Source organism: Streptomyces cavernae (assembly GCF_004023625.1).
In the GTDB taxonomy this organism is placed as follows: Bacteria; Actinomycetota; Actinomycetes; order Streptomycetales; family Streptomycetaceae; genus Streptomyces; species Streptomyces cavernae.
In genome coordinates, this window is sequence record NZ_RPDJ01000023.1 from 121,876 (window position 1) to 140,366 (window position 18,491).

At 71.6% G+C, this 18,491-nt stretch carries 19 protein-coding genes; 16 read left to right on the plus strand and 3 right to left on the minus strand.

All coding sequences use genetic code 11. The features are described 5' to 3' along the window. The first annotated feature begins 85 nt into the window (after positions 1-85). On the plus strand, positions 86-1,108 hold the full coding sequence (gene fbaA, locus EF387_RS30140; protein WP_128379791.1) for a class II fructose-bisphosphate aldolase: 1,023 nt from the start codon (positions 86-88) through the stop codon (positions 1,106-1,108). 254 nt (positions 1,109-1,362) lie between these two features. Here fbaA and EF387_RS30145 read toward each other — a convergent pair whose 3' ends face one another. After that, positions 1,363-2,145, minus strand: coding sequence for a DUF2382 domain-containing protein (locus EF387_RS30145; protein ID WP_128379792.1), 783 nt, complete (start codon positions 2,143-2,145; stop codon positions 1,363-1,365). Positions 2,146-2,313: 168 nt separating this feature from the next. Between EF387_RS30145 and EF387_RS30150 the strand changes: the two genes are divergently transcribed. From EF387_RS30150 to EF387_RS30175, 6 genes are all read left to right on the plus strand, one after another. Beyond that, positions 2,314-3,798: an MFS transporter gene (locus EF387_RS30150; RefSeq protein ID WP_128379793.1), complete on the plus strand. Its 1,485-nt coding sequence runs from the start codon at positions 2,314-2,316 to the stop codon at positions 3,796-3,798. Positions 3,799-4,151: 353 nt separating this feature from the next. Further along, positions 4,152-4,565 carry a DUF3151 domain-containing protein gene (locus EF387_RS30155; RefSeq protein WP_128379794.1) on the plus strand — a complete coding sequence of 138 codons (414 nt, stop codon included), beginning with the start codon at positions 4,152-4,154 and terminating at the stop codon, positions 4,563-4,565. Between the two features lie 150 nt (positions 4,566-4,715). Next, a complete protein-coding gene (locus tag EF387_RS30160) occupies positions 4,716-5,582 on the plus strand; it encodes a tryptophan 2,3-dioxygenase family protein (RefSeq protein ID WP_128379795.1) in 867 nt (288 codons plus the stop codon). Further along, positions 5,575-6,795: a kynureninase gene (gene kynU / locus EF387_RS30165; protein ID WP_128379796.1), complete on the plus strand. Its 1,221-nt coding sequence runs from the start codon at positions 5,575-5,577 to the stop codon at positions 6,793-6,795. Before EF387_RS30160 ends, kynU begins: the two co-directional genes overlap by 8 nt. Before the next feature lie 5 nt (positions 6,796-6,800). Beyond that, entirely contained in the window at positions 6,801-7,076 is a 276-nt protein-coding gene (locus EF387_RS30170; protein WP_128379797.1) for a hypothetical protein, read from the plus strand. A gap of 71 nt (positions 7,077-7,147) precedes the next feature. Further along, positions 7,148-8,128, plus strand: a complete 981-nt coding sequence (locus tag EF387_RS30175; protein ID WP_128379798.1) for an alpha/beta hydrolase — start codon at positions 7,148-7,150, stop codon at positions 8,126-8,128. A 45-nt stretch (positions 8,129-8,173) separates the two neighbouring features. On the opposite strand, the gene EF387_RS50145 is transcribed toward EF387_RS30175, so the two are convergent. Continuing rightward, positions 8,174-8,305 (minus strand): hypothetical protein, encoded by a 132-nt coding sequence (locus tag EF387_RS50145; protein WP_420802642.1) that lies wholly within the window; start codon positions 8,303-8,305, stop codon positions 8,174-8,176. 355 nt (positions 8,306-8,660) lie between these two features. Then, positions 8,661-8,855, minus strand: a complete 195-nt coding sequence (locus tag EF387_RS30185) for a hypothetical protein (protein ID WP_128379799.1) — start codon at positions 8,853-8,855, stop codon at positions 8,661-8,663. 287 nt (positions 8,856-9,142) lie between these two features. On the opposite strand from EF387_RS30185, the gene EF387_RS30190 reads away from it, so the two are divergent. From EF387_RS30190 to EF387_RS30230, 9 genes are all read left to right on the plus strand, one after another. Continuing rightward, positions 9,143-9,490: a carboxymuconolactone decarboxylase family protein gene (locus tag EF387_RS30190; RefSeq protein WP_128379800.1), complete on the plus strand. Its 348-nt coding sequence runs from the start codon at positions 9,143-9,145 to the stop codon at positions 9,488-9,490. A 312-nt stretch (positions 9,491-9,802) separates the two neighbouring features. Next, positions 9,803-10,972 carry an alpha/beta hydrolase gene (locus EF387_RS30195; protein WP_238431784.1) on the plus strand — a complete coding sequence of 390 codons (1,170 nt, stop codon included), beginning with the start codon at positions 9,803-9,805 and terminating at the stop codon, positions 10,970-10,972. A gap of 87 nt (positions 10,973-11,059) precedes the next feature. After that, positions 11,060-12,265: an acyltransferase family protein gene (locus EF387_RS30200; protein ID WP_128379801.1), complete on the plus strand. Its 1,206-nt coding sequence runs from the start codon at positions 11,060-11,062 to the stop codon at positions 12,263-12,265. Continuing rightward, a complete protein-coding gene (locus tag EF387_RS30205; protein WP_128379802.1) occupies positions 12,258-13,670 on the plus strand; it encodes a sensor histidine kinase in 1,413 nt (470 codons plus the stop codon). Before EF387_RS30200 ends, EF387_RS30205 begins: the two co-directional genes overlap by 8 nt. Further along, a complete protein-coding gene (locus EF387_RS30210; protein WP_128379803.1) occupies positions 13,667-14,332 on the plus strand; it encodes a response regulator in 666 nt (221 codons plus the stop codon). The genes EF387_RS30205 and EF387_RS30210 overlap by 4 nt, the downstream gene beginning before the upstream one ends. A 146-nt stretch (positions 14,333-14,478) precedes the next feature. Beyond that, entirely contained in the window at positions 14,479-15,852 is a 1,374-nt protein-coding gene (locus tag EF387_RS30215; protein WP_128379804.1) for a sensor histidine kinase, read from the plus strand. Then, entirely contained in the window at positions 15,849-16,517 is a 669-nt protein-coding gene (locus EF387_RS30220) for a response regulator (RefSeq protein ID WP_128379805.1), read from the plus strand. Before EF387_RS30215 ends, EF387_RS30220 begins: the two co-directional genes overlap by 4 nt. A 56-nt stretch (positions 16,518-16,573) precedes the next feature. Next, the gene (locus EF387_RS30225) at positions 16,574-17,791 is read left to right on the plus strand and encodes a cytochrome P450 (RefSeq protein ID WP_128379806.1); all 1,218 of its coding nucleotides are present in this window, start codon (positions 16,574-16,576) and stop codon (positions 17,789-17,791) included. A gap of 93 nt (positions 17,792-17,884) precedes the next feature. Then, a complete protein-coding gene (locus EF387_RS30230; RefSeq protein WP_128379807.1) occupies positions 17,885-18,487 on the plus strand; it encodes a Uma2 family endonuclease in 603 nt (200 codons plus the stop codon). The last annotated feature ends 4 nt before the right edge of the window (positions 18,488-18,491 follow it).

Consider the following 18,491-nt stretch of genomic DNA (forward strand, 5'->3'; position numbering starts at 1 on the left):
TGGAAAGATGGGGCCGACGATGATGTCGCACCCCTAGGTCAGGGCCGTCAGCAGTACGTAACCCGCACATACAAGGAGCGGACAGATGCCCATCGCAACCCCCGAGGTCTACAACGAGATGCTCGACCGGGCGAAGGCAGGCAAGTTCGCCTACCCGGCCATCAACGTCACCTCGTCGCAGACCCTGCACGCGGCGCTGAGCGGCTTCGCGGAGGCCGAGAGCGACGGCATCGTACAGATCTCCACCGGTGGGGCGGAGTACCTGGGCGGCCAGCACAGCAAGGACATGGTGACCGGCGCCGTCGCTCTCGCCGAGTTCGCGCACATCGTCGCCGAGAAGTACCCGGTCAACGTGGCCCTGCACACGGACCACTGCCCGAAGGACAAGCTCGACGGGTACGTACGTCCCCTGCTCGCGGTCTCCGAGGAGCGGGTGGCGCGCGGTGAGAACCCGCTGTTCCAGTCGCACATGTGGGACGGCTCGGCGGAGACCCTCGCGGACAACCTCGGGATCGCTCAGGAGCTGCTCGCCCGCGCCGCCGCAGCCAAGATCATCCTCGAGGTGGAGATCACCCCGACCGGCGGCGAGGAGGACGGCGTCTCCCACGAGATCAACGACTCCCTCTACACCACGGTCGAGGACGCGATCCGTACGGCCGAGGCGCTCGGCCTCGGCGAGAAGGGCCGCTACCTGCTGGCGGCGTCCTTCGGCAACGTCCACGGCGTGTACAAGCCGGGCAACGTCCAGCTGCGTCCGGAGCTTCTGAAGGAGCTCAACGAGGGCGTGGCCGCGCGGTTCGGCAAGGAGTCCCCGTTCGACTTCGTCTTCCACGGCGGTTCCGGCTCCACCGAGCAGGAGATCCTGACGGCGCTGGAGAACGGCGTGGTCAAGATGAACATCGACACGGACACGCAGTACGCCTTCACGCGTCCGGTCGCCGCCCACATGTTCAAGAACTACGACGGCGTCCTGAAGGTCGACGGCGAGGTCGGCTCCAAGAAGCTCTACGACCCGCGCACCTGGGGCAAGGCGGCGGAGGCGTCGATGACCAAGCGCGTCATCGAGGCCTGCTCCAACCTTCGTTCCACCGGCACGAAGCTGAAGTAAGCGCGGCTGTTCGGCAGCTGACCGGGCCCGGCACCCCGAGGGGGTGCCGGGCCCGGCTCGTCGGGCGCACCGACGGTGGTCCCCCGGCGGCGGGCGGCCGCAGGCGCTGCCCTGAGGCAGACCGGCGGCGGACACGGCCGTCGGCGCGGTCTCGTCCAGCCCACTACAAAGGGCTGCGCACGGCGGGCGAAACGCCGACCGGCCCGTTGCGGGAGACAGCCTCTGCCGGAGTGGCTCGCCCGGAGACGCGCCGGTCACTGCCGACGCTCGTCCTCTTCGCCCTCCAGCTCGGCTGCGATTCTCTCCTTGCGGACGGTTCCGGCGACGGTCTCCTCCTCGGTGCGCTCGTCGGTGCTGAGCCGGACCCGCTCGACCGGCTCCACCTCGGTCTCCACCACGGGGCGTTCCGCGTGCAGGGTCACCTCATGCTCGGCTTCGCTGATGTCCGGGCCGGCGAGGGCGTCCTCGCGATTCGCGTCGGTGATCGGTTCGCGTTCGATGCGCACCTCTTCATGGCGTACGGGAACGGTCTGCTGGACCTCCTCGGTGACCACGTACTTGCGCAGTCGGGCCCGGCCGACCTCATGCCGCTCGACGCCGACGCGCATCCGCTCCTCGGAGCGGGTCATCGCATCCTCGGCGTAACCGGAGACGTCGCCGGTGCCGGGCTGGGCCACGTCGCCGGCGCCGGGCTGGACCGTCTCCTGCCAGGCGGTGTCCCAGTCGACGCCGTAGTACTCGTACAGGCGGTGCTCCTCGTCCTCGGACAGGTGTCCGCCGGCGTCGACGTCGACATTGGGGGCGTCCTTGACCGTGTCCTTGGAGTACGGGACCTCAAGATGGTCCTCGACCAGGCTGGCCTCAGAGATGGGTACGAACGACTCGCTGGTGCCGAACAGGCCGGTCCTGACGCTGACCCACTCGGGCTCCCTGGTGACCTCGTCGAGGAACACGTGCTTCGCGTCGCCGATCTTGTTGCCGTCGGTGTCATAGACCGCGTGGTCCAGAACCGTCGGAATCTGCTCTCGGGTGATCATCGGGATCCCCTTTCTACGGACTCCCTGTCGGCTAACCGCCTTAAAGCATGACAAAACGCATTAAGGCTGTCGTTTGTTGTCAATGTGCGCAGCGAGCGTCTCCGGGGTCCTCGGCCCCGTGGGGTACGAAGGCTGGCCCGGCACCACCTGACGCGCGATGATCCGAGCATGGCCACCGCCCAGGAGAGCCCCGCAGTACGGATCACCACCCCCACCGGCCGATGGATTCTGTTCACCACGGTGCTCGGCTCCAGCATGGCCCTGCTGGACTCGACGGTCGTCAACGTGGCCCTTCCCCGCATGGGCGAGGACCTCGACGCCGGCCTCGCCGCGCTTCAGTGGACCGTCAACGCGTACATGCTCACGCTCGCCGGCCTCATCCTCCTCGGCGGCGCCCTCGGCGACCGCTTCGGGCGGCGCCGGATCTTCGTCCTCGGGGTGGTGTGGTTCGCCGCCGCGTCGCTGCTGTGCGGGCTCGCCCCGAACGCCGGGGTGCTCATCGCGGCCCGCGCCTTCCAGGGCATCGGCGGCGCACTGCTCACCCCCGGCTCCCTCGCCATCATCCAGGCCTCCTTCCACCCGGACGACCGGGCCCGCGCGGTGGGCCTGTGGTCGGGCTTCGGCGGTGTCGGCGCCGCGGTCGGCCCGTTCCTCGGGGGCTGGCTGGTGGACGGGCCCGGCTGGCGCTGGGTGTTCCTGCTGAACGTTCCGCTGGCGCTGCTTTGCGTACCGGTCGCGGTGCGGCACGTGCCGGAGTCGGGGGACGGCCGCCTGCATGGACGCTTCGACGTGCTGGGGGCGGCGCTGGGCGCGTCGGCGCTCGCGCTGGTGACGTACGCGTTGATCGAGGCGCGCGATGGTTCGGTGACCGTGGCGGTGACCGCGGCGGCGGGCGTGGCGGCGGGTGTCGCCTTCGGGTACGTCGAGCGGCGCCGAGCGGACCCGATGCTGCCGCTGTCGATCTTCTCCTCGCGCCAGTTCACGGCCGTGAACGTGGTGACGCTGTGCGTGTACGCGGCCTTCGGCGGGTTCTTCTTCCTCGTCGCGCTGCAGTTGCAGGTGGTCTCCGGTTACTCGGCGCTGGGCGCCGGTACCGCGCTGCTGCCGACCACGGTGCTGATGCTGCTGCTGTCCTCGCGGTCCGGCGCGCTGGGGGAACGGATCGGGCCGCGGGTTCCGCTGACGGTGGGGCCGTTGCTGTGCGCGGCGGGGATGCTGCTGATGCTGCGGGTCGGCGAGGACGCGTCGTATGTGGGGGATGTGCTGCCCGCGGTGCTGGTGATGGGGCTGGGGATGGTGACGTTGGTGGCGCCGCTCACGGCCACCGTGCTGGCTTCGGTGGACACCGCACAGGCCGGGCTGGCGAGCGGGATCAACAACGCGGCGGCCCGGGTGGCGGGGCTGGTGGCGGTGGCGGGGCTGCCGGTGCTGGTGGGCATGGGGGACGAGGCGTACCGCTCGGCGGAACAGTTCGGGGAGGCGTTCCGCAGGGCTATGCCGGTGTGCGCGGGGGTGCTGGTACTCGGCGCACTGATCGCATTCGCGAAGATTCGCAAACCCACCCCGGACTGTCGGCGGCCGGAATGCCGGACGCACGGGTCCGTCACGGCTCCGCCGCTGGAGGGTGGGGTGGGTGAGGCCGGGGGTGCCTAGTCCGGCGGGGCGTCTGGTCTGGCGGGGCGTCTGGCGTGTTGCCTGGGTGGGGGCCGTACCGGAGCCTCCATTCTCGGTCTGGCGCGTTGCGTGTTGCGCGGAGTGGTCGGACTATGTCCGTGCGCCAGCCTCCGTCCTCGGTCGGTCTGGCGCGTTGCGTGTTGCGCGGAGTGGTCGGGCTATGTCCGTGCGCCAGCCGCTGCGGGCGGAGGCTCCGGCACGTCCCCTTCCGCCGGTGCGCGGCTGCGGGCCGTTGGGGGTCCCGGCTTTGCAGTCGGGCGGGGCGCCCGGTCTGGCGGAGAGGGGAGGCAACCCGTTCGGCTCGCGGCAGCGGATGGCGCAGACTTGAGTCCATGGCCATTCACGAAAACCTCCTCGGGGGCCCGCCCCCGACCCACCTCCCCGACGACCCGGAGCCCCGCACGCTCCTGGCGGGTGGCACGGCCCCGGCCGACGTCGCCGCCCGGTACCCCACCTCCTCCCTCGCCTGGGCCCAGCTCGCGGACGACGCTTTCGAGCGGGGCAGTGTCGTGGAGTCGTACGCGTACGCCCGAACGGGCTACCACCGAGGGCTGGACGCCCTCCGCCGCAGCGGCTGGAAGGGCCACGGCCCCGTGCCGTGGGAACACGAACCGAATCGCGGTTTCCTGCGTGCCCTGCACGCCCTCGCCCGGGCCGCTCAGGCGATCGGCGAGCAGGAGGAGCACGAGCGCTGCACCCAGTTCCTGAAGGACTCCTCCCCGACCGCGGCCCAGACCCTGAGCTGAGCGCCGCCGTCACGAGACCTGCCTGACACACGTCGGGCAGGCCTTGCCGTTTCGGGGTCCGATTGCGCAGGATGCCCCTGGGGACCGGGGCCCCCGTGCCGGCATCGGCAGGGGCGGACCGCTACCCGGAGCACATTGCAGGAGACAGCGATGTCCCAAACGGCTCATCAGTCCTCTCAGACCTCTCAGTCCTCCGAGGCCCACGAGCCCGAGACCCCGCATCTCGACTTCCAGGGCACGACCCCGTACGAGGACTACGTCAAGGCCGACGTCCTCACCCACCTCCAGCACACCCTCTCCGACGACCCCGGCGAGATGGTCTTCCTGGTGACGACCCAGGTCATGGAACTGTGGTTCACCGTCATCGTCCACGAGTGGGAGACCGCGGCGACGGCGCTGCGCGAGGACCGGGTGCCCGTCGCCGTGGCCGCGCTCAAGCGGTCGGTGCGCGAGCTGGAGGCGCTCAACGCCTCGTGGAAGCCGCTCGGCCAGCTCACCCCCGCCCAGTTCAACTCCTACCGCGACGCCCTCGGCGAGGGCTCCGGCTTCCAGTCCGCGATGTACCGGCGGATGGAGTTCCTGCTCGGCGAGAAGTCCGCGTCCATGCTCGTGCCGCACCGCGGAGCCCCGCGCGTGCACGCCGAGCTGGAGAAGGCGCTGCACGAACCCGGCCTCTACGACGAGGTGCTGCGACTGCTCGCGCGGCGCGGATACGCGATCCCGGCGGAGGTGCTCGACCGGGACGTCTCACGGCGCTACGAGCCCTCGCCCGAGGTCGAGGCCGTGTGGACCGAGCTCTACTCCGGTGACCAGGACGCCGAACTCGCCCGCCTCGGCGAGGCGTTGACCGATGTCGCGGAGCTGGTGTGGCGGTGGCGCAACGACCACCTGGTGGCCACCCGCCGCGCCATGGGCGCCAAGCCCGGGACCGGTGGCTCGGCGGGAGTCGCGTGGCTGGAGAAGCGGGCCCAGAAGAACGTCTTCCCCGAGCTGTGGACGGCGCGGTCCCATGTCTGAACTGATCTCGAGAGCAGCGGAGTTGGACGCCGCCGACGAACTCGCCGGGCTGCGCGCGCAGTTCGTCCTAGACGACGTGGTCTACCTGGACGGGAACTCGCTCGGCGCGCTGCCGCGTTCCGTGCCGGCGCGCGTCGAGGACGTCGTACGACGGCAGTGGGGTTCGCTGCGCATCCGGTCCTGGGACGAGAGCGGCTGGTGGACGGCGCCGGAGCGCATCGGCGACCGGATCGCTCCCCTGGTGGGTGCCGCGGCCGGGCAGATCGTCGTCGGCGACTCCACAAGTGTCAACGTGTTCAAGGCGGTCGTGGCCGCGGTCCGGATGGCGAAGGGTGACGGTGAAGGCGGCGGGGGTGCGGGCAGCGGCGCGGGACGGGACGAGATCCTCGTCGACGCCACCACCTTCCCCACCGACGGGTACATCGCCGCCTCCGCCGCCCGGATGACCGGGTGCGAGCTGCGACCGGTTGCACCGCAGGACGTACCGTCCGCCCTCGGCCCGCGGACGGCGGCGGTGCTGCTCAACCACGTCGACTACCGCACCGGGCGGCTGCACGACCTGCCGTCGCTGACGGACGCCGTGCACCGGGCGGGCGCCTACGCCGTCTGGGACCTCTGCCACAGCGCGGGGGCCCTGCCGGTCGGCCTGGACGAGCACGGCGTCGATCTGGCGGTGGGCTGCACCTACAAGTACCTCAACGGGGGGCCGGGTTCGCCCGCGTACCTCTATGTACGACGGGACCTGCAACCCCGCTTCGACTCACCCCTGCCCGGCTGGAACTCGCACGCCGACCCGTTCGGGATGAGCCCGGACTACGCCCCGGCCGCCGGTGCCCCGCGCGGTCGCGTCGGCACTCCGGACATCCTTTCCATGCTCGCCCTGGAGGCGGCCCTGGAGGTCTGGGACGGCGTCCCGATCGAGCGGGTCAGGGCGAAGTCGCTGGCGCTCACGGACTTCTTCCTGGAGTGCGTGGCGGCGTACGTGCCCGCGGGCCGGGTGGAGTCGCTGACCCCGTCGGCCCATGCGGAACGCGGCAGCCAGGTGGCGTTGCGCTGTGAGAAGGCGGGGGACGTCATGAACCGTCTGATCGCCTCGGGCGTGGTCGGTGACTTCCGCCATCCGGACGTGCTGCGCTTCGGCTTCACGCCGTTGTACGTGGGCTTCGGGGACGTGGAGCGGGCGGCCCGGGTGCTCGCGCTCACCCTGGGGTGAGCGCGGTGACCACCGGAGCGGTGCACATCCCGGCCGCGGCCCCGGCCGCGGCCCCGGCCCCGGCCCGGGCCGCGGCGGTGGCTGGCGGTGCGGCGATGGCCGGCGGTACGGCGGTGGCCGGCGGTGTCCTGGCCGCCGCCCGTTTCGCGGTGGCCGGGGCCGGGGCCTGCTCCGGTGGTCGTTGCGTGGTGGCCGGGCCCGGGGCCCGTTCCGGTGGCCGGCACGCCTGGTGGTCCTCACCGTGTGTCACGACCGCGTGCCGTCCCACGTCACGGGCCTGATACCGTCCCCGCCAACGGCCGATATCTGCCCGCGAAACGTCAATACTGTTCAGCCCCTGAGAGGTTGGAGCATGTCGGACCCCGCCCGCGATGCCGCGACCCCGGACGCCGCCGCCGCGCGCGATGCCGCGACCCCGGACGCCGCCGCCGCGCGCGATGCCGCGACCCCGGACGCCGCCGCCGCGCGCGATGCCGCGGAAGAGGCGTCGGCCTTCTCGCACCCGCCGGTCGAACCCGACGCGAGTGCCGCGTACGGGGACCACCCGGACCAGGTGATCGACTTCTACGCCCCGCGCGGCGAGGACGGTCCGAGGTCCGGTGACGGCTCCGCCCCGCTGGTGGTCGTGCTGCACGGCGGCGCCTGGCGGGCCCCGTACGACCGCCGGCACATCACCCCGTTCGCGGGCTTCCTGGCCCGGCGGGGGTTCGCGGTGGCCAACGTGGAGTACCGGCGGGGCGGCGGAACGGCCGGCAGCACGGGCGGCCCGGTGGCCGGGCGCTGGCCGGACACCTTCGACGACGTGGCGGCGGCGCTCGACACGCTGCCCGGTCTCCTCCGGGGCACCCTGCCGGTGGCCGATCCGCGCCGCACGGTGCTCACGGGGCACTCGGCGGGCGGACACCTCGCCCTGTGGGCGGCGGCCCGGCACGTCCTGCCGAAGGACGCGCCGTGGCGCACACCGGCCGCCGCGAACCTGCGCGGAGTGGTGGCCCTGGCGCCGATCGCCGACTTCACGGTGGCCGAGAAGCTGGACGTGTGCGGTGGTGCCGCGCTGCAACTGCTGGGGAGCCAGGACGAGTTCGCGGAGCGCCGACCGTACGCCGACCCGGCTCTGCTGCTGCCGACAGGCATCGCGACGACCCTGGTGCAGGGCCGTACGGACGTCGTGGTCCCGATGGCGGTGGCGGAGGCGTACGCGGAGGCGGCGGCGAAGGCGGGCGAGGTCGTGGGACTGACCCTGCTGGAGGACGTGGGGCACTTCCCGCTGATCGATCCGCTGGCGGACGCGTGCGCGGTGGTGGCGGAGGAGATCGCGCAGCTGGCCTGGTGAGCGCACCCTGCGCGGACCCCCGCGCGCAGCCGGCCCGTGGCCGGCTCACGCCACGGCGATCGTCCTGCGCGCGGCGAGCAACGCGGCCAGGGCGAGAACGAAACCGACGGTCTGCAAGCTGATGACCCGGCTGATCGAGCGGGGGTTCGGCATCGCGCTGATGCCTTCGGCGTTCATCCGCCCGCCGGCCGCCGGCGGTCCGGAACTGGCGCTGGTCCCGGTGGTCGACGGCCCACGTCGAGTATCTGGCGTGGAGCCGATTCAATCCCAGCCCGGCCACCCGGGCCATGCTCGGCGTCCTCGGGGTCAGGTCACCCGCCCATACCAACCTGACCGAGCACTAGTGCCGCAACAGGCACCGTTCGCCCCGTGCGACGCCCGGGACGCCCTCTCACCGCACCGGCCGAAAGCCCAAGTACGTCCAGTCCGAGGACTTCCGGCCGGCACTTCCCCAAGCTCTTCGAGCAGGGGGTACCCCCAGAGGACGCCCCGGACGCCGCTCCTTGACGGGCAAACGTTGCCTGCCGCGGCACTAGTCGTCGCTGCCGTCCTGATTCCCACCCGAGCTCCGGCCGGAACTCCTCGACCGACGCACCAACTCGCCCGCCGCCAGCGTCACGGTGGCCACCGCGCGCACCCAGCGCGGTCCGCCCCGCGCCGCCCACAGGACGCAGACACAACCTCCGACGGCGAGCACGAGCACGCCGGACAGAACGAGCACGGCCATGCTCACCCCTCCTTCTTCTGTCAGTTGGGCGCCATCCTCTCAGCGCGGGGCGGAGTCGTCGGAGCGGCCTTGTGTTCTGACCATCCGTCAGCCAAACAAGGCGCCCTACCCTGAGCCATTGGCTGACGATGACGGGCGTCGCATGGGGTTCCGGATGAGGATCACGGCGCCGGTGCTGACCGCCCCGCCCACCGGAGCTGAAATCACCCGCTACAGGTGATGCCTCGCACGGGGCACCGAGGTGTGCTGTGCGGAGAAGCACAGCCGCCCCGAAGGGAGTGCGTGAGATGACAGAGCACGGCCCGGCAGCAGGTGGTATGTCGGCACTCGCACAGGCCGACGCCCCCGTCTTCGAAACGATCGTCCAGATGACCCTCGACACCTTCGAACGGTCGGGGCTGGATCCCGAGACCTACCTCCTCACCCGTATCGCGGCACTGGTCGCCATGGACGCCGCTCCCGCCTCCTACCTGCTGAACATCGGCGCCGCCGAAGAACTCGGTGTGTCGCCGGAGAGGATCCAGGGCACGCTCGTGGCCATCGCTCCGGTGGTCGGCAGTGCCCGCGTCGTATCTGCCGCCCGCAGCATCGGCGAGGCCTTCGGACTGGCGCTGGAGGGTGAGGCCGAGGGCTGAGCTCACCGGTCCGGACCGCCGGCATGGCCGGCGAGCGGGACGACACCCACGCGACGCCGCGGCGCGGACCCACCCCCGTGGTCCCCCGCCGTGTTCCGGCCACCGGCCCGGGCTGGAGCACGGCGCGGGCGCGGGCGCGGGCCGTGTGGGAATCCCCTTCGCTCACGAGGGGCAGGACGTCAGACCCGTAATACCTGAGAGCTACCCGCCAAGTGAGCTCCCTGGCGGGACGCCGACGACCGGCCGCGATTCATAACTTCCTTTCCGTACAGGCCCGGTGAGCGGGCGGGACGGACGGGGAGGGCGGTCGTCATGGGGGGCGCGAGGGGCCGGTCGCGGCCGGAGGCGGAAGAGGGGCCGGACCGGACGCAGCCTGGGACGGGGAAGACCGAGGCCGGGCGGCGGTTCGAAGACGGGCGGCGGTTCGAGGGGGGACGGCCCGACGGCGGACAGTGGTACGACGGCGGGCGGCGGCTCGAGGGCGGGCCGCTCGAGGACGGTCCGTTCGGCCGTGCTTCGGCGAGCGGGCGTGGCGTGCCGTGGGGGCGGGTGCGGCGGGCCGTGCTCGCTGGAGTCGTCGCCGCGGCGGTCGCCCTGCCGGTGTCGGCCGCGGCGCGGCCCCGTGTGCCGGCCCCGCCGCCCGCCCAGCTCGGCACGGTCTCGGCGGCCACGCTGGACACGGCCTACGCGGCCAACCGCGCGAACATCACCGAGGCGGCCCGGATGGCCGAGGCACACGGCGACCACCGGCGGGCCTCGGCCGAGCGCACGATGGCCGTCCCCACCCGGCACTTCCTCACCTTCGACGGCCGGGGGCCGGGCCGTGCGGCCGAGGTCTTCGGCGACCTCGCGCACGCGACCCGGGTCGCGGTGCTGGTACCCGGTTCGGACACGACACTGGACACCTACGAACGCTTCCGCGCGGGAGCCTTCGCACTGCACAAGCGGCTCGAGGGGACCTCGACGGCGCGCACCGCCGTGGTCGCCTGGCTCGGTTACGAAACCCCGGGCACGGTCAGCCCCGCCGTCCTGACCACCGGCCGCGCCGACGAGGCGGCGCCCGGACTGCGGGCGTTCGTAAGCGAGTTGCGCGGCATCGCCGGCCCGGACGCCGCCCTCACGCTGCTCTGCCACTCATACGGCTCGGTGGTCTGCGCCCGCGCGGCAGGCGGTCTCGCGGTCTCGGACATCGCGCTCTTCGGCAGCCCCGGCACCGGCGCGGACTCCGTCGAGGGCCTGCACACCTCCGCCCGCGTCTGGGCGGCCCGCGGCGCCGACGACTGGATCGCCAACGTCCCGCACACCAGAGCCGACCTGTTCGGCACGACCCTCGGTTTCGGTACCGACCCGGTCTCCCCGGCCTTCGGCGCCCGGGTCTTCTCCGCTCGGGACGCCGACCACAGCGGCTATCTCGCACCGGGCTCGCACTCCCTGGCCAACCTGGCACGCATCGTGCTCGGCGAGACGGCCGAGGTGGGCTGAGCCGTGGCCGGCACCGACCTCCTGCCCGTGGGGCCGAAAAGGCCCCGCAGGCCCGTGACACTGGTGAAGCCCCCACGGGCGACTCCGGTGAGGGAGTCCCGCCTCCGCGCCTCCGCCCGGCGCCTGGACGCGGCCACACCGCCCACCCGCGACCGTGCAACCGACGCCCTGCGCGCCTTCGCCATCCTCGGCGTGGTGCTCGGCCACTGGCTGGTCACCGCCCTGGTGGCGGACGGCGGCACCCTGCGCACGGTGAGCCCGCTGCGCTATCAGCCCTGGCTGGCTCCCGTCTCCTGGGTCTTCCAGACCCTCGCCGTGTTCTTCCTGGTCGGCGGCCATGTGGCGACCAATAGCTGGGCATCCGCCCAGGCCCGCGGCATTGCGTACAGGGGGTGGCTGCACGCCCGGATGTCCCGGCTACTCACACCGGTGGCCGCACTCCTCGGCCTGTGGACGGCGGTGTCGCTCACCCTGCTTCTGACGGGAGCCGACTTCGACACCATCCACACACTGCTGAACCTGGCACTGTCCCCGCTGTGGTTCCTGCTGGTGTTCGCCGGACTGACGGCGGCGACCCCGTTGGTCGCGCGGATGAACCCGCTGTGGCCGCTGGCCGTCGTTCTCCATGTGGACCTCATTCGCTTCGGCCTCGGCGGCCCGGCCTGGCCGGGCTGGATCAACGTGGCCGCGGGCTGGCTGGTCCCGTACACGCTGGGCGCGGCCTGGACCCGAGGGGAACTCACCCGCCGCGCGGGCCTGGTCCTCGTCATCGGCGGGGTGGTGGCGACCGCGGGCCTGGTGACCTTGGCGGGCTACCCGGCGTCGATGGTCGGGGTGCCAGGCGCGGGGGTGTCCAACCTCAACCCGCCGACGCTGGCCGCCGTCACCTTCGGTCTCGCCCAGTGCGGTCTGGCACTGCTGCTGCGGGAGCCGCTGCGCAGGCTGATGCGCCGTCCCGCGGCCTGGGCGGCGGTGGCCCTGGTCAACCTGTCGGCGATGACGGTGTTCCTGTGGCACCAGACGGCCCTGATGGCGGTGACCGCGCTGGGCCTGACGGTGGGCCGGCTCCCCGGGCTGCACACGGTCCCGTCGGAGTTGTCGTGGCTACCGTTGCGGGTGGTCTGGCTGCCGGTCTTCGGCCTGGCACTGGCGGTCTGCTGGGCGGCGTTCCACGGCTACGAGCGGGGTGGTCACACCAGGGGCGGCGGTGCCGGTCTGCGGCGGCACTCGCGGGTGTTGCGGGTGCGGCGGCGGCCGGAAACCGTGGACGACGGGATGGCGCGTCATGCTTAGGGTGGTGCGGGTGAGTGCGCTGGAGAAGCGGCTGGCCCGGGGACTGCGGGCGGTGCGCGACGACCTGTGGACGGGCCGGGCGGCCCCATTGCCGGCCGCGGCGTGGCTGCGGTGGCTGCGGTGGCTGCCGCACGGGATCGTCCTCCTGGTGGCGATCGTCACCACGATCGCCAACGCGGACCACTTGAGCGCCCGTTACGGGCTCGCCGCGACCGGTGTGCTGTGCGCACTGGCGCAGGGCGTGGCGGTGGGGATGGCGCTGTGGTGGCCGGTACCGGCGTGGTGGCTGTCGACCCTGGCCACGGTCGCGGTGGCGACGGGCTCCATGTCGCGTCTGAACGACCCCTCGTATGCCGTCCCGTGGCCGTGGAGTCCGTCAAGTATGGTCGCGCACGCCGTCGTGCTGTTGCTGTTGTCGCTGCGGGTACGCACCCGCGTGGCCGTCGAAGTGCTGGCCGTCACCGCGTTGGTCAGCTTCTTCATGCAGTGGCTGATGGACCAGCAGGGGCCGGTGGAGGAAGGAACGTACCAGCCGACGGGCTTTCTGGCGATGGTCGTGTTCGTCGGCGTCGCCCTGCTCGGCATCGCCCTCCGGGGCCGCCGCGAGGCCCGCACCCAACTCGTCGAACAGGCCTCACTGACGGCCGAGGAACGAGCCCGCCGCACCCTCCTGGAGGAGCGCAGCCGGATCGCCCGCGAACTGCACGACGTGGTCGCCCACCACATGTCGGTGATCTCCATCCAGGCCCAGGTCGCTCCCCACCTGGTTCAGGACCCGCCCGAGGAGCTGCGGGAGAACCTCGAAGGCATCCGGCAGAACGCCCTGGAGGCACTGACCGAACTGCGCCGGGTGCTGGGCGTCCTGCGCTCCGAGAATCCCGGGGACTCGGGCGGCGAGACGGCCGCCGACGGCACCGTCCGGCACTCCCCCCAGCCCACCCTGGACCGTCTCGACGCACTGATCGAGAACACCAGGGCGGCCGGTCTGGCGGTGACCGTCGAGATCACCGGCGAGCGGCGGCCCCTGCCGCCGGGTGTGGAACTGTCGGCGTACCGCATCGTGCAGGAGGCCCTCAGCAACGCGCTGCGCCACGCGTCCGGCACCGACGTGCGGGTGGAGCTCACCCACCGGCGGGACGGACTGCGGGTCCAAGTCGTCAACTCCGCACCGCGGTTCCCCGCCCCGCCGTCCCCCGGCGCCGGTCACGGACTGCTCGGAATGCGCGAGCGGGCCGCCATGCTCGGTGGCACCCTCGTCACAGGGACCACGGCCGGGGGCGGCTACGCGGTGGCGGCGTTCCTGCCCCGCACCCCCGACTCGGTCACCCCCGGCTCAGTCGCCCCTGACTCAGTCGCCCCCGACACCGCCACCACCGGTGCCATCCCCCGAGGAGACGACACGTGACGATCCGCGTCCTGATCGCCGACGACCAGATGATGGTCCGGCAGGGCTTCACGGTGCTGCTCAACACCCAGCCCGGCATCGAGGTCGTCGGCCAGGCCGTCGACGGACTGGACGCGGTCACCAAGGTCGCCGAACTCGCCCCGGATGTCGTCCTGATGGACATCCGCATGCCGGAACTGGACGGTATCGAGGCCACCCGACGCATCACCGCCGGCAACCCGGACATCCGGGTGCTGGTGCTGACCACGTTCGACCTCGACGAGTACGTGTACGAGGCGCTGAGCGCGGGCGCCTCCGGTTTCCTGCTCAAGGACGCGTCCGCCGACCAACTGGCCGAGGCGGTACGGGTGGTGGCCGCCGGTGACGCGCTGCTCGCGCCGGGTGTCACCCGCCGCCTCATCGCCGAGTTCTCCCGGTTGCACTCGACGCCTCGCGCGTCGACGAAGACACGTGCCGGTGAGCTCACCGAACGGGAGACGGAGGTGCTGGTGCTGATCGCGCAGGGGTTGTCCAACGCGGAGATCGCCGAACGGCTGGTGGTGGCCGAGCAGACGGTGAAGACCCATGTGGGGCGGATCCTGGTGAAGCTCGGCCTGCGCGACCGCACCCAGGCGGCGGTCTTCGCCTTCGAGACGGGCCTGGTGCGGCCGTCCGGATACTGAACCGACCCGGCACGGCCACCGGACCGATGTGGTCACGGATCTGAGACGACCGGGCACGTCCCGGGTACCGCCCCGTTGCAGCCGACCGGGCACTTCCCCGGTACCGCCCCGTAGTACCTGAGACGGACCTGGCAGGACCCCCCTCAATGCTGACGACGACGCGGGGCGGGCCGCATACCGTTCATGGTGTGACCGAGACCCATACGCACTCCACTCAGGGACCCAAGAACAGCCGGTTCCACAGCCCCGAGTACGACCTCGCCGTGGGCGTGCTCCAGGGCCTGCGCGAGGACCTCCTCGAGGACACCCTCGCCTATCGTCCCGTTCCCCGGAGGGGCATCGACGGACCGATCGTCCGCCGGCTGCCGGACCGGCTGCGCAGGCGGGCGGCCTGGGCTCCCCATGCCGCCGTGGTGGCCCTTGCCCTGCTGGTGTTCGTGATGGGCGCCGACAACACGGACGGCGACGAGATCCAGGCGGTGCTGTCCGGGCTGCTGCCGGCGGCCCCGGTCCTGTTGACCCTGGTCAGGCCCGTGGCGGCCTTCTGGGCGTCCCTGGCGGTGACGCCGTTCGTCCAGGCGCTCAGCACCTACTGGGACCCCCAGCCCTGGACGGTCGGTGCCTTCGCCGGTCACCTGGCCGTGATGACGCTGGTCTCGCTGCGGACGCGGCCGCGCACCGCCGCGTGGATGTGGGTGCTGACGGGCGTGTACGGGATCTTCGCGGAGACCGTCCTCGGCGACGACAACGGCTCCAACACAGCGCCCATGGTGGTGTTCTCCGCCCTGGTCCTCCTCGTCGTCACCGTCCTGCAGATCCGCCGGGAGGCGAAGCAGGAGGTCACCGCCGAGCGGACGGTCACCGAGCAGGAGCGCTCCAAGCGCACCCTCCTCGAGGAGCGCACCACCATCGCCCGCGAACTGCACGACGTCGTCGCGCACCACATGTCCGTGGTCGCCATCCAGGCGGAGGCGGCGCCCTACCGGGTGGAGAACCCGCCGCCGGAGCTGGAGAAGGCGTTCGCCGTGATCCGGGAGAACGCGGTGGTGGCCCTCGCCGAGCTGCGCCGGGTCCTCGGCGTCGTCCGCGCGGAGGACTACGAGGCGCCCGACACCCCGCAGCCGACCCTCGCCGACCTGGACGGGCTGCTGGCCAATGTGCGCGACGCCGGTCTCACGGTCGAGAAGGTCGTCACCGGAGCCGTCCGTGAGCTTCCGCAGGGGGTGGAGCTGTCCGCGTACCGCATCGTGCAGGAGGCGCTGAGCAACAGCCTGCGGCACGCACCGGGCGCGGCGGCCAGGGTCGAGCTGGGCTATGTGCTGGGCGGGCTCGGCATCCGGATAGTCAACGGTCCGGCGACGGGTCTGGTGAAGGCCTCGCCCGGCGCCGGGCACGGCATCACGGGGATGCGGGAGAGGGTGTCGATGCTGAACGGCGAGATGACGGCGGGCCCGTCGGACGACGGCGGCTACGAGGTGGCGGTGTTCCTCCCCGTTGCGGTGACGGAGGACGCGACGTGACGATCCGGGTACTGATCGCCGACGACCAGATGATGGTGCGCGAGGGCTTCTCGGTGCTGCTCAACGCGATGCCGGACATCGAGGTGGTCGGTGAGGCCGTCAACGGCCGCGAGGCCGTTGAGCGGGTGCGCGAACTCGCCCCGGACGTCGTGCTGATGGACATCCGCATGCCGGAGCTGAACGGCATCGAGGCGACCCGGGAGATCGTCGCCGGGGACACCGACACCAAGGTGCTGGTGCTGACCACGTTCGACCTCGACGAGTACGTGTACCAGGCCCTGCGCGCGGGAGCCTCCGGGTTCCTCCTCAAGGACGCCTCCGCGCGCCAACTCGCCGACGGGGTAAGGGTGGTGGCGAGCGGGGAGGCGCTGTTGGCGCCGAGCGTGACGAAGCGGCTGATCACGGAGTTCTCCCGGCTGGCGCAGGCACCTGAGCGGCCGTCGGCCGCGGCGCGGGCGGCGTACGGCGAGCTGACCGAGCGGGAGACGGAGGTGCTGGTGCTGATCGCGCAGGGCCTGTCGAACGGGGAGATCGCCGAGCGTCTGGTGGTCGCCGAGTCCACCATCAAGACCCATGTCAGCCGTGTCCTGGTGAAACTGGGCCTCAGGGACCGCACCCAGGCGGCGGTGTTCGCGTACGAGGCCCGGCTGGTGACTCCGGGCTGAGCGGGCCGCCGGGGGCGGGGCTACCCGTCGGGTGGCCCGCGGGTTAGCGTCCCGGCATGAACGCACCGTACGTACCCTTCGACCCCTGGTCCCCCGACTTCGTGGCCGACCCCTACCCGGCCTACGCCGAGCTGCGCGCCCGGGGCCGGGTGCACTGGTTCGAGCCCACGAACCAGTGGCTCGTGCCGCACCACGGGGATGTGTCGGCGCTGCTGCGGGACCGGCGGCTGGGGCGTACGTACCGGCACCGCTTCACCCACGAGGACTTCGGCCGCACCGCGCCCCCGCCGGAGCACGAACCGTTCCACGTCCTCAACGACCACGGGATGCTCGACCTGGAACCGCCGGACCACACGCGGATCCGGCGCCTGGTGTCGAAGGCGTTCACGCCGCGCACGGTGGAGCAGCTGAAGCCGTACGTTCAGCGGCTCTCCGGTGAGCTGGTCGACGGGCTGGTGGCAGCGGGCGGCGGGGATCTGCTGACGGATGTCGCCGAGCCGCTGCCCGTCGCCGTCATCGCCGAGATGCTGGGGATTCCCGAGGGGGACCGGCACCTGCTCAGGCCCTGGTCGGCGGACATCTGCGGGATGTACGAGCTGAACCCGTCGGAGGAGACGGCGGCGAAGGCGGTACGGGCGTCGGTGGAGTTCACCGAGTACCTGCGCGAGCTGATCGAGGCCCGCCGCAAGGACCCGGGCGAGGACCTGATCTCGGGCCTGATCGCCGCGCACGACGAGGGCGACCGGCTCACCGAGCAGGAGATGATCTCGACCTGCGTCCTCCTGCTGAACGCGGGCCACGAGGCGACGGTCAACGCCACGGTGAACGGCTGGTGGGCCCTGTTCCGCCACCCCGAGCAGCTGGCGGCCCTGCGCGCGGACCACTCACTGGTTTCCACAGCTGTGGAAGAACTGATGCGCTACGACACCCCGCTCCAGCTCTTCGAGCGCTGGGTCCTCGACGAGATCGAGATCGACGGCACGACCATCCCGCGCGGCGCGGAGATCGCGATGCTCTTCGGCTCCGCCAACCACGACCCGGCGGTCTTCACCGACCCCGAGAAGCTGGACCTGACCCGCACGGACAACCCCCACATCTCCTTCAGCGCCGGCATCCACTACTGCATCGGCGCCCCGCTGGCCCGTATCGAGCTGGCGGCGTCCATGCGGGCGCTGCTGGAGAAGGCACCGACGCTACGGCTTGCGGCGGAGCCGGTCCGCAAGCCGAACTTCGTGATCCGGGGGCTTGAGGGGCTGGGAGTGGAGGTCGGCTGACCAGATCACCCGTTCGGCTGATCGAGTGGGTGATCCGGTCATCGATCGGCAGTTGCTCGGCAATCCTGGTGCCCGCCTGCGAAGGGGGGCACCATGACGGTTATGGCAGAGCGCATGTCGCAGACGTCCCAGATGTCGGTGGAACAGTTCGAGAGGATCGCCGCATTCGCGGCCAAGGAGACCGACGACGCCGTCAGGTTGGAGTTCATCAACGGACGGATCGGGGCCAAGAAAGTGGCGGACGGGGATCACGACACGATCGTGATGTGGCTGGCCAGGCGCTGTATGCGGGCTCGGCCTGACTTGGACCTGTACCAGGGGCGAGGTCTCAGAATCGAGAAGTACCGTCAGGGACGGGCACGTCCGGACGCGGTTCTCACCCCCGAATCACACTTCGCCGGGAGCGGTGAGTGGGCCGATCCCGAAGGCGTGCTGATGGTCGTCGAGGTCACCTCGTACGACTCCGACACGGACAGGCGTGACAGGCAGGAGAAGCCGGCGGCCTACGGGGCTTCGGGAATCCCCTTCTACCTGCTGATCGACCGCGACGATTGCTCGGTCAAGCTCTACAGCGACCCGGAACCAGGCAAGGGCTACGCCACCACCGTCAGGAAGCTCTTCGGCGCGCAGCTCTCGCTTCCGGCTCCCCTCGGCATCGAACTCGACACCGAAGAACTCAAGAAGTACGTGGACTGACGAG

What these genes read in the sequence shown, in the direction of transcription:
- fbaA (WP_128379791.1), top strand. Translation starts at nt 86, where the DNA reads ATGCCCATCGCAACCCCCGAGGTCTACAACGAGATGCTCGACCGGGCG.
- EF387_RS30145 (WP_128379792.1), bottom strand. Translation starts at nt 2,145, where the DNA reads ATGATCACCCGAGAGCAGATTCCGACGGTTCTGGACCACGCGGTCTAT.
- EF387_RS30150 (WP_128379793.1), top strand. Translation starts at nt 2,314, where the DNA reads ATGGCCACCGCCCAGGAGAGCCCCGCAGTACGGATCACCACCCCCACC.
- EF387_RS30155 (WP_128379794.1), top strand. Translation starts at nt 4,152, where the DNA reads ATGGCCATTCACGAAAACCTCCTCGGGGGCCCGCCCCCGACCCACCTC.
- EF387_RS30160 (WP_128379795.1), top strand. Translation starts at nt 4,716, where the DNA reads ATGTCCCAAACGGCTCATCAGTCCTCTCAGACCTCTCAGTCCTCCGAG.
- kynU (WP_128379796.1), top strand. Translation starts at nt 5,575, where the DNA reads ATGTCTGAACTGATCTCGAGAGCAGCGGAGTTGGACGCCGCCGACGAA.
- EF387_RS30175 (WP_128379798.1), top strand. Translation starts at nt 7,148, where the DNA reads ATGTCGGACCCCGCCCGCGATGCCGCGACCCCGGACGCCGCCGCCGCG.
- EF387_RS50145 (WP_420802642.1), bottom strand. Translation starts at nt 8,305, where the DNA reads ATGAACGCCGAAGGCATCAGCGCGATGCCGAACCCCCGCTCGATCAGC.
- EF387_RS30185 (WP_128379799.1), bottom strand. Translation starts at nt 8,855, where the DNA reads ATGGCCGTGCTCGTTCTGTCCGGCGTGCTCGTGCTCGCCGTCGGAGGT.
- EF387_RS30190 (WP_128379800.1), top strand. Translation starts at nt 9,143, where the DNA reads ATGACAGAGCACGGCCCGGCAGCAGGTGGTATGTCGGCACTCGCACAG.
- EF387_RS30195 (WP_238431784.1), top strand. Translation starts at nt 9,803, where the DNA reads ATGGGGGGCGCGAGGGGCCGGTCGCGGCCGGAGGCGGAAGAGGGGCCG.
- EF387_RS30205 (WP_128379802.1), top strand. Translation starts at nt 12,258, where the DNA reads ATGCTTAGGGTGGTGCGGGTGAGTGCGCTGGAGAAGCGGCTGGCCCGG.
- EF387_RS30215 (WP_128379804.1), top strand. Translation starts at nt 14,479, where the DNA reads ATGCTGACGACGACGCGGGGCGGGCCGCATACCGTTCATGGTGTGACC.
- EF387_RS30225 (WP_128379806.1), top strand. Translation starts at nt 16,574, where the DNA reads ATGAACGCACCGTACGTACCCTTCGACCCCTGGTCCCCCGACTTCGTG.
- EF387_RS30230 (WP_128379807.1), top strand. Translation starts at nt 17,885, where the DNA reads ATGACGGTTATGGCAGAGCGCATGTCGCAGACGTCCCAGATGTCGGTG.